The organism is Frankia sp. CgKIO3 (genome assembly GCF_977946435.1).
In genome coordinates this window covers 1-12,241 of sequence record NZ_CDWTMO010000128.1, presented here as the reverse complement: position 1 = coordinate 12,241, position 12,241 = coordinate 1, and the positions used below count along the sequence as shown (strand labels likewise).

Genomic DNA, 12,241 nt, shown 5'->3' with positions numbered 1-12,241 from the left:
ACCGCGGTGGGAGCGGCCGAGGGCGCATATTGACGACGCCCGGCACCGAGCTGGTCGGGCCGGGCGTCGTCCACGCTGCCGCGGCTGCGAGACCCGCGATCGCCCGGTCAGGCGCCGGCGCCCGCCGAGCCGGTCCTGGGGATGGCGGCCGCAGGCCCGGGCGTGACGGTGCTCACCGCGGAGTCGAGGCTCACCGCGGGGGCGAGCTGGTCGGACACTGGCAGCGCGCTGCCCGCCTTCCACGTGGCCCAGGGGACCGACCACGCGTTGCCGAGCTGTGAGGTGTCCGGCGGCCGACCGGTGTTGACGATGTCGATGATGTCACCGAGCCGGGTGAAGTTGTAGAACCACTGGGCGTCGGCGGGTGAGGCATTCACGCACCCATGGGAGACGTTGGCTCGTCCCTGGGAGGGCACCGACCAGGGCGCGGCATGCACGTACTGCCCGCCACTGGTGTAGTGGACCGCCCACTGGACCTTCTCGTAGTAGTAGTCCGGGTCGCCCTGGGGGATGCCTACGGTGGCCGAATCCATGATCACTTCAGCTGACTTGCCCAGCACGTTGTGCGGGCCATCCATGCTCGGCAGACTGGGTTTGCCGAGGCTGACCGGCATCGTGCGCAGCAGTTGCCCGTCCCGGAAGACCTTCATCGTGTGGGTGGCCGAGTCGACCTTGGAGACCTGGGCGGAGCCGATGACGAAGTCCATCGCCCGGTCCTTGACCCCCAGCCGGCCCCCGCCCGCGTCGTAGCCGGCGAAGTTGGCCTCGACGTGCACCTTCGTCCCGGGCTTCCAGTACTCCTTCGGCCGCCACATGACGACCCGGTTCGACAGCCAGTTCCACGCGCCGAGGACCGGCGGATCGGTCCGTACGACCAGCCGGCTCTGGACGGCGGCCCGACTGGGCGCGGGCGCGCTGAACGTCAGGCTGATCGGCGCGCCGATCCCGACGGTCTGGCCCGCGACCGGCTCCCAGGAGACCTTGAACGACTTCGCCGGGACGCCGGTCACGAAGCCGGTCCGCACCGACGTCGTCCCGACGATGCCCGTCGCCGGGGACGTGGACGCCTCGACGTCGTACCGCGAATCGGCGAACAGCCCACCGGAGGATGTCCAGGTCCGATGATCGGCCGAGAAGGTGCCGAGCAGTATCCCCGGCTCCGTCTTCTCCGACGCGCTCGCCCTCCGGTTGACGGAGACCGCGGCCAGCGGGGCGTTGCCGCGCACGACGACCGGGCTGGTCAGCGCCACCCCGGTGGCGCCGTCCCCCGGCGTGACCGTCACGCTCGCCGCCGGATCCGGCGCGGGGGTGGCCCCGGCCGGCGCCGGTGATGCCCCCCCGCCGGAACAGGCCGCCGCGGACAGCACCGCGGCAAGCAGAAGCGTCCCCCCCGGCCACCGCCGGGGCCGGCGACCAGGCGATCCCGCCGGCCGGGATTCCAGCCGGGCCGAGCGACCCCACCCACGGAAAATACGTGAGGGAATCATTACCGAGCGAGACATGTAATGCCCCCTCTTGAAGACCGCGCCGGCAGCGTCGCCGGACGGGAAGCTACGTCCGAACGGTACCCAGAGATCAACCCCACGTATCCTCGATCAGCGGAATCTACGGCGCCAACCGGAAGAGCATCACCCAGCGTCGAGCATCTTAATACGGAGAGTAGCACTCTCTAGGCGTCCCACATACACCCCTCCCCTTCTCCCCTTCTGACGCACGAACGCCTTCCCGAGTTGCCCGGCCCGGAGGACATTTCACCGACCACCCGAAACGACGGCCAGAACCCACGGCGATATCAAAGAAGACGCAACCCGTCACCCGTGCAGATGAGTTTCCGCAACCAGAGACGACCGGGCGGTACACGGCACCGCCGGCATGCGAGACCATTGACGTCTCGCTGACTTTCCATTACCGGAAGCCACCCGGACGGGTCACCACCGCGTGATCCCACCCCGCGGTCCACCTGGCCCGGAGGGGCACCCCGGCGACAGGCCGGGGCGAGGGGCCGGAGGACGAACGGCACGACGAACGGCACGAGCCGGGCGCGCGAAACTCACTGTCGGTCCGGGAGGTCACCCGGTCCAGCAGAATGGTCAGGCCACGTTCGGCGGTCTCCGGCCCGCACCGGTGCCGGCACGACGCGCCGGGACGGTCGGACCCGCGGCAGGCCGATCGACCCGGCCGGGCGAAAGGCGCACTCCGGATAAGGGAAATGACCGTCCCACGACAGGGAGGCCACATGGCGATCGTTCTCGGGCCCAATCAGTATGGAAAGGCGGAGGTCCGTCTCGTCCACGTAGCGCGGAACGGACCGGTGCACCAGATCACCGATCTGAACGTCTCCACTGCGCTTCGTGGTGACTTCGCCGCCGCGCACCTGTCCGGCGACAATGCGCACGTGCTCACCACGGACACGCAGAAAAACACCGTCTACGCCTTCGCCCGCGAGCACGGAATCGGCCAGATCGAGGATTTCGCGATCCGGCTGGGTCACCATTTCGTCGGATCCCTCCCGTGGATCGACGGCGCCCGGATAGAAATCGAGCAGTACCGGTGGGACCGCATCCCGGTGGACGGGGTGCCGCACGACCATGCCTTCAGCAGGTCGGCTGGGGAGAAAAGGACGACGGTCGTCACCCTCGACCGTGACACGGCCTTCGTCGTGTCCGGACTCGCCGGGCTGGTCCTGCTGAAGTCGACCGGCTCGGAATTCTCGGGGTTTCTCCGCGACCGGTACACCACGCTGCCCGAGACGACAGACCGCATCCTGGCGACAGAGGTCACCGCCCGCTGGCGCTACGCCCGGTCAGACCTCGGCTTCGAACGACTGTTCGACGAGATACGGACGGCTCTGGTCAGCACCTTCGCGAGCCTCCACAGCCTGGCTCTGCAACAGACCCTGTACCGGATGGGCGAGGCGGCACTGACCGCGCACGCCGACGTCGCCGAAATCCGCCTGTCAATGCCGAACAAACACCACTTCCTGGTTGATCTAGAACCGTTCGGGCTCGATAATCCCAACACGATCTACTACGCCGCGGACCGGCCGTACGGCAAGATCGAGGGAACGGTCCTGCGCGATGACGCTCCCGACCCGGGGCCGAGCTGGCTGACCTTCCCGGGATTCTGCTGACCGGTGCTGACCGGTGCTGACCGGTGCCGTCACCCGACGGGCGGTGGGCGCCCCAGACGCCTGTCCCAGCGGCGCAGCGTAAGGCGGTCGCCGGGCATAAGCGTGAGGGCATGCGCGGCGTCACCGTCGCGCACGGCGAGGGCCGCCATCCCCGCCGAGTCGACGTAGAGCACCGCCTCCCCCGGGCCGACAGAACCGAAGGTGACCCCTACCGCCAGTTCAACCATCGGGCCCGCGGCCGCGGGCGGCCCGGCCGCTTGCTCGGCCCCGGTCGGGCGGTCCCGCCGGAGCGGTCGCAGCACCGCCCGACCCGGCGGGCGCAGCCCGGCCGCGCCGAGCAGCGCGCCGGAGGCCGCGAGCTGGACGTTGCCGAACGTGTCAACGAGGACCACCTCGGTCTCCACGGTGCCATCCGGGCGTAGCCGAGCCAGGGCCGCCCGCGGACGGACCAGGGTCGCCGGCTCCACCGGCTCACCGACCTCCTGGAGCGGCGTCCCGCGCGCCAGGGCGGCAGCCACCGGGGCGAAGACGTCCCGGCCGTGGAACGTCGCGGGGGTTCCGGGCCGCACCGCCAGCGTGACCGCGGCCTCGATCCCCCCCAACCGCTCGGCCGCGGAGATCAGCAGGCCGTTGTCGGGCCCGACCAGGTGACCGCCGACCGCGCGCAGTGCCAGGGCCCGGCGCGACGTGCCCACCCCGGGATCCACCACGGCGAGGTGCACCCCCCGAGGCAGGGAACCCACCGTCTGGGCGAGCACGGCCGCCCCCCGCCGCACGTCCCCCGGCGGCACCAGGTGGGTCACGTCGATGATCCGGGCGTCCGGCACCGTCTGCAGGATCACCCCGTGGCAGGCTGCAACAAAGCCGTCGGCGAGTCCGTAGTCAGTGGTGAAGCTGATGCACCTCACCGGCTCAACCTGACGTCAACCCGACGGCCCGGAGACGGGCGCCTCGCCGAGTCCGCTGCCGTCCCGGCCCGGTGGGTCCGGATGGCCGTGCACCCAGCCCTCGTCATCCACCCAGCCCTCGCTGTCGACCACCCGGTGGGGATCGGCCTCCAGGGCCGGCGGCTCGCCCGCCGCCGGCTGGCCCGGATCGTAGCTGGCGGGCCGGTCGCGTTCGGGCGCCGGACCGCCATTGGCGATGACCACCGCGACCCACGGAATGATCACGGCCATCGCGACAGCGACAAACCGCAGCCAGCCGTGGAAGGCAACCACGGCGAGCACGAAGCAGAGCATCCGGAACATCATCGAGAGGAGGTAACGCACCTCCCGCCGATGGATGTCCGACTGCCGCGACCGGGCCGCGGACGTGATCAGGACCGTGTCCTGCCGCCTGAACATCACGCGTACACCTCGATGGCTCTCACTCCCCGACCGGTGCGCCGCCCCGTGCCTCCAAATATCCTCCTCACCGGCGCCCTGGGAAAATGCTGGCGGCCGGCGTGCGACGGTGCGGACCAGGAACCATGGCGCCCGCCGGGCGCCGTGTCGAACGACACCATGTCGGATAGCATCATGTTGCACTATGTCGTGTGACATCATGTCAAGTAACACTATGGTAGATAGCACTATGTCAAGTGGCACTATGTCAGATGACATCGTGATCGAATAACACCATGTCGGGTGACGCTGTGTTAGATGGCGCCAGGTTGGACGGGAATCCGGCCCGGATCCGCCGACCGGATGAACAGCCGGTCGTGTACACCCGTACGGTGCACCAAGCTGTGCCAGAACGTTCATGTAACGGTCGGCTGGCCGTCTGCGGCACGGCTCCATACCCTGCCACGGTGCTCGTGTGCGCATAGCGGTGATCACCGAGTCGTTCCTCCCCCATGTCGACGGGGTGACGAACACGGTCTGTCGAGTGCTGGAACACCTGCGGGACCGGCAGCACGAGGCAATGGTCATCGCGCCGGCTCCGGCGCCCGCCGCCCGATGCGCGGCGGCGCGCAGCCACGCCGGCGCACCGGTGCTGTGGGCGCCGTCGGCTCCCCTACCGGGTTACCCGGCGTTTCGCTTCGCAGTCCCGTGGCCCGGGCTTCCCGCCGCCTTACGGGAGTTCGACCCGGACATCGTCCATCTGGCGGCGCCCGCCGGCCTCGGGGCGCAGGCGGTGTTCGCGGCGCGGCGGCTCGGCATACCGAGCATCGCCGTCTACCAGACGGACATCGCCGCGTTCGCCGCCCGCTACGGGCTGGCCACCGCGGAACGCACGATCTGGCATTGGCTAGCCATCATACACCGGCTCGCGGCCCGGACCCTCGCGCCGTCCTGGGATGCCGTCGACACCCTCCTGAGCCAGGGCGTGCAACGGGTCGCCCGCTGGAGTCGAGGGGTGGACCTCGAACGCTTCCACCCGGCGCACCGGGACGACGAACTGCGCCGCAGCCTCGCTCCGAACGGCGAGGTCCTGGTCGGCTACGTCGGCCGGCTGGCCCGGGAGAAGCGGGTGGAGCTGCTCGGAGCGGTGTCCGACATCCCGAACACCCGGCTCGTCGTCGTCGGTGACGGCCCCTCCCGCCCTCGCCCGGTCGATGCCGAACGCGGCGTTCCTCGGATTCCGCGCCGGGCAGGAGCTCTCGGCTGCGGTCGCGAGTCTCGACGTCTTCGTCCACACCGGCATCCACGAGACATTCTGCCAGGCGGCGCAGGAGGCCAAGGCGAGCGGGGTACCGGTGGTCGCCCCCGCGGCGGGCGGGCTGCTCGACGTTGTCGAGCACGGCCGCACCGGGCTGCACTACACTCCCGGCGACCCCGCGGCCCTGCGGGCGCAGGTCGCGGCCCTGGCCGACGACCTCCCTCGCCGGGTGGCGATGGGTGCGGCGGCCCGGGAGTCGGTCGTGGGATGCGGGTGGAGCGCGGTCGGCGACGAGCTGCTCGGCCACTACCGTGACGTGCTCGGCACCGGCGGCGGGGCCAGCCGCTTCGGCCGCCTCAGGCACCCCGGCCCGGTCATCGAGGGACGGAGCGGACGGCGGGGCGGACGACGGGACGGATGGGACGCACGCGAGCGGCCCGGAACGAGAAACGACGGGTGGTCAGCATGAAGATCGTGCAGGCGGCAAACTTCGTCGCGCCGGCCTCCGGCGGCATCCGGACGACACTGCGCCACCTCGCCGCCGGTTACACCGCGGCGGGCCACGAGGTCGTCCAGATCATTCCGGGCGAGCAGGACGCCGAACTGGTCCAGCCGGATGCCCGCGTGTTCCAACTACGCGCCCCCCGGCTACCCGGAACCGGTTACCGGATCATCACCGAGCCGTGGCGCGTCACCGACCTGCTCGACCGGGAACGGCCCGACCGGCTCGAGGTCCACGACCGGGCGACCCTGCGTCCACTAGCCCGATGGGCCCGCCGTCGCGGGGTGCCGTCGCTGGTCGTCAGCCACGAGCGGCTCGACCGCCTGCTCGGCACCTGGACACCCGCACCGCTGCGGGGAGTCCTGCCGGTCTCGACAGCCGCGGACCGGGCGAACGCTTCGCTCGCGGCCGCCTTCGACTCCGTCGTGGCGACGACGGCCTGGGCGGCGGCGGAGTTCGTCCGCATCGGCGCCGGCAACCTGCGCCACGTTCCGCTCGGCGTCGAGCTCGACCGTTTCTCCTCCGCTCACCACGACCTGACCCTGCGACGCGCCTTCGCCCGTGACCAGGAGGCGCTGCTGGTGGTGGCCAGCCGGCTGGCACCGGAGAAGCGGGTCGACCTCGCCGTGGACGCGGCAGCCGAACTCGTCCGCCGCCGGGTGCCGGCGCGCCTGGTGATCGCCGGTGACGGGGCCCATCGGGGCCGGCTGGAACGGCATGCGGCCGGGCTGCCGGTAACCTTCCTCGGGTTCGTGGCCGACCGGGAACGGCTCGCCGGCCTGCTGGCGACCGCCGACCTCGCGCTCGCTCCCGGCCCGGTGGAGACCTTCGGGCTGACCGCCCTAGAGGCGCTCGCCAGCGGCACCCCGGCAGTGGTGCACCACGCCAGTGCGCTCGCAGAACTGATCGTCCCGGGAGTAGGCGTGATCGCCGCGGGCAGCGGATTCACGTTCGCCGACGCCGTCGTGGACCTGCTGTCCGCCTCGCCGGCGCAGGTCCACGCGCGCCGGGTCGCGGCCCGGGCCCGCGCGGAGCAGTTCCCCTGGTCGACCACGGTCGCGGGCTTCCTCACCTGCCACGACTCGCCCGGTCCGGCCGCCCCGGGCACGGCCTTCCCGCAGCCACCGGCGCCGCCGCTCGCGGCCTGACTCGCGGTCTGAAAGGCGGGCAGAGCCATGGACTCCGGTACCGGATCCCGGCGGTTCGTCGCGCTGGGCGACAGCATCACGGTCGGCCTCGGCGACGGCGTGACGATGGGACGCGAACACCGCCGCTCCGCGACGGGAGGACGGGGCTTCGCCGCCCGGCTCGCCGCGTGCCTGGGCCCGGCCGGCGCCGTGGAATTCACCAATCTGGCCACCACGGGAGCGACCACGCACGACGTGCGTACCCGTCAGCTTCCCGTCGCCCTGTCGCTAGGCCCCCAGATCGCCAGCGTGATCGCCGGCATGAACGACGTGCTGAAACCGACATTCGATCCGCTGCGGTTACGTCAGGACCTGGTCTGGACGGTAGGCCGTCTGCGGGCTGACGGAGTCGTCGTGCTCACCGCGACCATGCCCGATCCCAGCCGGCTGCTCCCGGTGCCGGCGCCGTTCGGCCGGATCCTGAGCGAACGGGTCGAACGGCTCAACGCGGCGGTCCATGCCGCGGCCCGGACGGACCCCGGGGTGTTGATGGTCGACCTCGGCGGGCACCCTGCGGTGCGCAGCCGGTCCAGCTTCGACGTGGACCGGATCCACCCGGGGCCACGCGGCCACCGCCTGATCGCGCAGGCGTTCGCCCATCGTCTGTCGCACGCCGGGGTAGCACTCGTGGGTCTGCCGGACGGACCCGATCATGAGGAACCGGCTCCAGGAATCATCGAGCATTCCTACTGGCTGCTGAGCGTGGGCCTGCCCTGGCTGGCCGGGCGGTGCCTGCCCAGAGGCGACAAATGGCGCTATCACCCGGAAAAAGGTCTGGTACGGCCTCCTCGGCGAGCCTGAAGGCTCCTCGATTGCCTACGGTAGGCAATGTGCTTCCCGCCCTGTCAGCGTCGCCCCGGTCCGGAGTCCTCACCGGATGGGGCAATGCGTGGCTTGCCGGGCTCGTCGGGCTCGACGACGTCATCACCCAGATGCACCGCGCGCTCGGCGGCGAGGCGGCGCCGCACACCCTCGGCGACGAGCCGCTCGTGCTGGGCCTGGGAGCCCTGCGTTCGGCCAGAGCGCAACGGCTCCGGCTGGTCCTGCCCGCCCCCGGGGACGCCACCGGCCTGCCCGGCCCGGCGGAGGTGAACAGGGACGCGATCACCGCCGGGGAGGCGATCATCGTGATCGGCCCGAACCCACCGCTGGTGCTCGTTCCCGGGGTCGTCGTGCACGGGCCGGCCCTGGAGGGGCGGCTGGAGTCGGTGCACTGGCGGGTGCTCGTCGCGTCCCGCGTGCCACCGCCCGGAGCCGGCCTGCGCGCCGCGGAACACGACCTCAGCAACGCGATCCGCACCACGACGGCCGCGCTCATCGACCTCGACATCGCAAGCGCTCGCCCCGAGGTGCTCGCCCTGCTGCGCGACCGCGGGGAGGAGGAGCCGAGCCCGGGGCTGGGCCCGGGTCATCCACCGGGGGCGCACGCCCTGCTGGCCCGGGCGGAGCGGTTGTCGGCCCTGCTCGACCTCGCTGCCCGGGACGACGGTGCCGCGGTGACCGCGAGCGAGATCGCCCGCAGGTCCGCGGCGCTGCGCAACCTTTCCGCGGCAGTGCGTCGCGCCTATGCAGCAGCCTACGATGCCTTCGACCCGACGTACGCCCCTGTGCCGCCCTCGAACTGACGATCGCCGGCTGCCCGCCCCGGCCGGCTCCGGCCGGCTCCGATCAGTTCAGCCGAGGGCAGAAGTGCCCGGCCGGATCGTCCGGGCGGCCGCACAGGACGCACGGTGGACGCCCGGCGGCAACGATCGTGCGGGCTCGTTCGATGAAGGCACGGGCCTGTTTGATCGACAGTCCCACCCGCAACGAGTCGAGCTCGTCCTCGCTCTCGGGGAGCCGGAACTCCCCGGGGGACAGCCCGGCCGCCTCGACGAAGACCCGGTGGCCGTCCCAGGACACCGTGAGCTGGCCCAGATGGAAGTCCTCCTCGAACGGGGCATCCAGCGGGGCAAGATCGATCTCGACGTCCGAAGCGGTCGGAAGCACGATGCCCTGGGTCTGGCCCACCTGGCCTAGCAACGCGGTCAGCCCCTCCGCCAGGGCGGTGACCTCGGTCTTCTCCAGACCGACCGTCACGACCTGACCACGCCTGGCAGCCTGCAGGAAGAAGATCCGGTCACCCGGCTGGCCGACGGTTCCCACCACGAACCTTTCCGGGGATTCGAACACGTAGCGCCGCATATCTCCGATCGCTCCGTTACCTTGACTCGCTTCGTCGTTCGGTCCTGATCGCTTCGTTCCCCATCAGTATCGGTTCGCCATCAGTATGGCCGCCTCGCCATGCGGTCCGCCCTCCCCCACCCTCCTGGCTTCAGGACCACCCCGGATTCGGGTCCGCGGGGTTCAGGTCCGCGGCGGCCCGAAGGGCTCGCAGCAGTGCGTGGGGCAGTCCGCCGGCCAGGGCCCGAGGCCGGTCAGCGACCGTCGGGCGCCGCCGGGACGACGCAGCTCCTCGATCAGTTCTCCCACCATCGAGACGAACCGCGGATCCACCCCGACGGTGCCCGCCCGCGTCGCCGGCAGGCCCAGCTCCCGCGCCCGTTCCAGGGCCCCCACGTCGAGGTCATAGCGGACCTCCATGTGATCGCTGACGAATCCCAGCGGAATGATCACGGCACTGGCGGCCCCCGCCGCGGCCAGCCGCGCGAGCCGATCGCGCACGTCCGGCTCGAGCCACGGCACGTCCGGCGACCCACTGCGGCTACAGAAGGCCAGGTCGAAGGGATGACGCACGCCGGTGATGCGTTCGATCCCCTCGGTGATCACCGCTGCGGTAGCCCGCAGCTGGTGAGCGTAGGCGCCCTCGCCACGCCCGCTGGCGCGGGCCTGCGCGAGGGGGAGCGAATGCGCGGTGAAGATCAGATGGGCATCGGGACGCACCTTCGCCGGCAGGTCGGCCAGCGCCGCGACGCCGCGGTCCACCATCGGCTCCACGAACCCCGGATGGTCGAAGAACAGCCGCAGCTTCACCAGCTCGGGCGCACGGTCCCCCACCGCGGCGGCGGCCGCCGCGAGGTCCTCCCGGTACTGCCGGCATCCCGAGTAGGACGAGAAAGCCGAGGTGACGAAGCACGCGGCACGCCGGATGCCGTCGGCAGCCATCTGGGCGACCGTGTCGGTCAGATAGGGCGCCCAGTTCCGGTTCCCCCAGTAGACCGGCAGCCCGAGCAGCTCCGCACGCAACGCGGCGACCAGCGCCCGGTTCTGCTCGTTGAGGGGGCTACGCCCACCGAACAGGTGGTACTGCTCGGCGACGACCGCCAGCCGGGAGGCGGGGATGTCCCGGCCCCTGGTCACGTTGCGGAGGAACGGCAACACGTCGCCGGGCCCCTCGGGACCCCCGAACGAGACGAGTAGCAGAGCGTCCACGTCCCCCGGTGCCCCGGCCCCGCTCATCTCGGCACGCTGCCGGAGATCTCCGCCGGATAGTTCGGGAAGTAGCGGGTGATCTCGGACAGCTCGAAGGTGGGCAGGATGGACCCGGCCGGTTCCCGCGCGAGCAGGAACGCGAACGACGCGCGGACCAACGCGATCAGGCCCGGCACATCGTCGGGCGAGAGCCCCACCGCCGCGAGCACCTTGTCATCGACCTGCACCCGGTAGTTGAAGGAGAGCCCGCGGACTCCCGGAGACGTCTCCTCCGCGACCTCGACGTCGAAGTCGCGGCCGCCGTATGGTTCCACCCGAATCACGCCCACCGACCCACCCCCTCGCGGTTGCGCCGACCGCACCGCCGCAGCCGCCTCAACTGCTGAGCCACCTCAGCTGAAAGGGATGGCGCGCCCTTGGTTTCGATCAGCCAGCGGCGTGGCGGCACGGCGACGCCGCGCCACCTACGATATCCGTTAAGGCGCGCCGGATGCGTCGTCGGCGGGCAAGAAGATCGCCCGGACCGACCTCCGCGCGGCAGCCGGGGCGGGCACCGGCCCACCCGGGCACCATCACGGACGATCCAGTCGATGATCAGACGGCCAGGTGAGCCTTCATGGCGCGGGCCCGCTCGCCGAGCTCGGGCATTCCCACGACCGTGACCCCGGCCGCGCCGAGCAGTTCGTACTCGACCGCGACCCGACTTTGACCAGCCTGCATTCTGCAGTCATAATGCAGGCACGCCAATTGCAGTCACCGTACGCGACGTACCGGAAGGCGTACGTGACACGCTCGCGCAGTACGCTCGCCAGCAAGGCCAGTCACTGCAGGCGTTCCTACTCGGAGTACTCACCCGACAGGCCCGGTATGCCCGAAACCAGCAGGTCCTCGCTGCTGTGGAAGACGAACTCGCGGCGGGCGTCGGCGCCGGCGTGGATGCTCCAGCCGCCGCCGACGTGCTGGCAGCCGCCCGCGCCATGCACGTCGAGGCGACATCAACGGACGAGCCAGGAGCGCACGGTTCCGGATGGTCGTAGTGGACGCTTCCGTGCTCGCCAACGACCTCGTCTACGCCGACGACCGAGGGCGACGGGCCCGCTCGATCCTGAGCGCCGACCCAGAGTGGGCGGCTCCCGAGCACTAGAAGATCGAGCTGTTCTCGGTCATGCGCGGGCTCGCTCTCGACAACAAGATCAGCGATGACCAGGCGCAGGCCACGATCAACCGGATTCCCCAGCTTGGCGTCGACCACGTGCCCGTCGAACAGCTCCTACCCCGCATGTGGCAGCTCCGCGCCAGCATCAGCGGCTACGACGCCGCCTACGTCGCGCTCGCGGAATCCCGAGCCATCACTCTCGTCACCTCCGACGCCCGACTCGCCCGCACCGCCACCCGCTACTGCACCATCCGCCTCGTCGAATAGGCGCGTGTCTCACGTCGGGTATTGCTCTAGGCTTGTCTTCCGCA

Annotated in this window: 14 protein-coding genes and 1 pseudogene; 7 read left to right on the top strand and 8 right to left on the bottom strand. The window is 71.0% G+C overall.

Going from position 1 to position 12,241, the window contains the following annotated elements:
* Positions 1-107: 107 nt before the first annotated feature.
* Positions 108-1,283 carry a L,D-transpeptidase gene (locus AC08OJ_RS14460; RefSeq protein ID WP_476595981.1) on the bottom strand — a complete coding sequence of 392 codons (1,176 nt, stop codon included), beginning with the start codon at positions 1,281-1,283 and terminating at the stop codon, positions 108-110.
* Between the two features lie 953 nt (positions 1,284-2,236).
* Here AC08OJ_RS14460 and pucL point away from each other — a divergent pair.
* Entirely contained in the window at positions 2,237-3,130 is an 894-nt protein-coding gene (pucL, locus tag AC08OJ_RS14455) for a factor-independent urate hydroxylase (RefSeq protein ID WP_476595980.1), read from the top strand.
* 29 nt (positions 3,131-3,159) lie between these two features.
* Here pucL and AC08OJ_RS14450 read toward each other — a convergent pair whose 3' ends face one another.
* Positions 3,160-4,038, bottom strand: coding sequence for an SAM hydrolase/SAM-dependent halogenase family protein (locus tag AC08OJ_RS14450; protein ID WP_476593432.1), 879 nt, complete (start codon positions 4,036-4,038; stop codon positions 3,160-3,162).
* Between the two features lie 15 nt (positions 4,039-4,053).
* Positions 4,054-4,476 (bottom strand): DUF3099 domain-containing protein, encoded by a 423-nt coding sequence (locus tag AC08OJ_RS14445; protein ID WP_476595979.1) that lies wholly within the window; start codon positions 4,474-4,476, stop codon positions 4,054-4,056.
* Between the two features lie 454 nt (positions 4,477-4,930).
* Here AC08OJ_RS14445 and AC08OJ_RS14440 point away from each other — a divergent pair.
* From AC08OJ_RS14440 to AC08OJ_RS14420, 5 genes and pseudogenes are all read left to right on the top strand, one after another.
* Positions 4,931-5,425: pseudogene (locus tag AC08OJ_RS14440) on the top strand (glycosyltransferase); the annotation flags it as partial.
* 214 nt (positions 5,426-5,639) lie between these two features.
* Positions 5,640-6,182, top strand: a complete 543-nt coding sequence (locus AC08OJ_RS14435; RefSeq protein WP_476595978.1) for a glycosyltransferase — start codon at positions 5,640-5,642, stop codon at positions 6,180-6,182.
* On the top strand, positions 6,179-7,363 hold the full coding sequence (locus AC08OJ_RS14430) for a glycosyltransferase (RefSeq protein ID WP_476593430.1): 1,185 nt from the start codon (positions 6,179-6,181) through the stop codon (positions 7,361-7,363). The genes AC08OJ_RS14435 and AC08OJ_RS14430 overlap by 4 nt, the downstream gene beginning before the upstream one ends.
* A gap of 27 nt (positions 7,364-7,390) precedes the next feature.
* Positions 7,391-8,203: an SGNH/GDSL hydrolase family protein gene (locus tag AC08OJ_RS14425; protein ID WP_462188562.1), complete on the top strand. Its 813-nt coding sequence runs from the start codon at positions 7,391-7,393 to the stop codon at positions 8,201-8,203.
* Positions 8,204-8,214: 11 nt separating this feature from the next.
* Positions 8,215-9,027 carry a hypothetical protein gene (locus AC08OJ_RS14420; RefSeq protein ID WP_476595977.1) on the top strand — a complete coding sequence of 271 codons (813 nt, stop codon included), beginning with the start codon at positions 8,215-8,217 and terminating at the stop codon, positions 9,025-9,027.
* A gap of 43 nt (positions 9,028-9,070) precedes the next feature.
* Here the strand turns inward: AC08OJ_RS14420 and AC08OJ_RS14415 are convergent, their stop codons facing one another.
* From AC08OJ_RS14415 to AC08OJ_RS14395, 5 genes are all read right to left on the bottom strand, one after another.
* Complete coding sequence (locus AC08OJ_RS14415; protein ID WP_476593429.1) at positions 9,071-9,586, bottom strand: DUF3090 domain-containing protein; 516 nt, start codon at positions 9,584-9,586, stop codon at positions 9,071-9,073.
* A 162-nt stretch (positions 9,587-9,748) separates the two neighbouring features.
* Positions 9,749-10,801, bottom strand: a complete 1,053-nt coding sequence (locus AC08OJ_RS14410) for a ferrochelatase (protein WP_476593428.1) — start codon at positions 10,799-10,801, stop codon at positions 9,749-9,751.
* Positions 10,798-11,103: a hypothetical protein gene (locus AC08OJ_RS14405; protein ID WP_476593427.1), complete on the bottom strand. Its 306-nt coding sequence runs from the start codon at positions 11,101-11,103 to the stop codon at positions 10,798-10,800. Before AC08OJ_RS14405 ends, AC08OJ_RS14410 begins: the two co-directional genes overlap by 4 nt.
* A 265-nt stretch (positions 11,104-11,368) precedes the next feature.
* Positions 11,369-11,494 carry a hypothetical protein gene (locus AC08OJ_RS14400; protein ID WP_462188557.1) on the bottom strand — a complete coding sequence of 42 codons (126 nt, stop codon included), beginning with the start codon at positions 11,492-11,494 and terminating at the stop codon, positions 11,369-11,371.
* A gap of 116 nt (positions 11,495-11,610) precedes the next feature.
* The gene (locus tag AC08OJ_RS14395) at positions 11,611-11,757 is read right to left on the bottom strand and encodes a hypothetical protein (protein WP_476593426.1); all 147 of its coding nucleotides are present in this window, start codon (positions 11,755-11,757) and stop codon (positions 11,611-11,613) included.
* A 182-nt stretch (positions 11,758-11,939) separates the two neighbouring features.
* Between AC08OJ_RS14395 and AC08OJ_RS14390 the strand changes: the two genes are divergently transcribed.
* Positions 11,940-12,197, top strand: coding sequence for a type II toxin-antitoxin system VapC family toxin (locus tag AC08OJ_RS14390; protein ID WP_476595976.1), 258 nt, complete (start codon positions 11,940-11,942; stop codon positions 12,195-12,197).
* Positions 12,198-12,241 lie beyond the last annotated feature (44 nt).

What these genes read in the sequence shown, in the direction of transcription:
- pucL (WP_476595980.1), top strand. Translation starts at nt 2,237, where the DNA reads ATGGCGATCGTTCTCGGGCCCAATCAGTATGGAAAGGCGGAGGTCCGT.
- AC08OJ_RS14445 (WP_476595979.1), bottom strand. Translation starts at nt 4,476, where the DNA reads ATGTTCAGGCGGCAGGACACGGTCCTGATCACGTCCGCGGCCCGGTCG.
- AC08OJ_RS14430 (WP_476593430.1), top strand. Translation starts at nt 6,179, where the DNA reads ATGAAGATCGTGCAGGCGGCAAACTTCGTCGCGCCGGCCTCCGGCGGC.
- AC08OJ_RS14425 (WP_462188562.1), top strand. Translation starts at nt 7,391, where the DNA reads ATGGACTCCGGTACCGGATCCCGGCGGTTCGTCGCGCTGGGCGACAGC.
- AC08OJ_RS14415 (WP_476593429.1), bottom strand. Translation starts at nt 9,586, where the DNA reads ATGCGGCGCTACGTGTTCGAATCCCCGGAAAGGTTCGTGGTGGGAACC.
- AC08OJ_RS14410 (WP_476593428.1), bottom strand. Translation starts at nt 10,801, where the DNA reads ATGAGCGGGGCCGGGGCACCGGGGGACGTGGACGCTCTGCTACTCGTC.
- AC08OJ_RS14400 (WP_462188557.1), bottom strand. Translation starts at nt 11,494, where the DNA reads ATGCAGGCTGGTCAAAGTCGGGTCGCGGTCGAGTACGAACTGCTCGGC.
- AC08OJ_RS14390 (WP_476595976.1), top strand. Translation starts at nt 11,940, where the DNA reads ATGCGCGGGCTCGCTCTCGACAACAAGATCAGCGATGACCAGGCGCAG.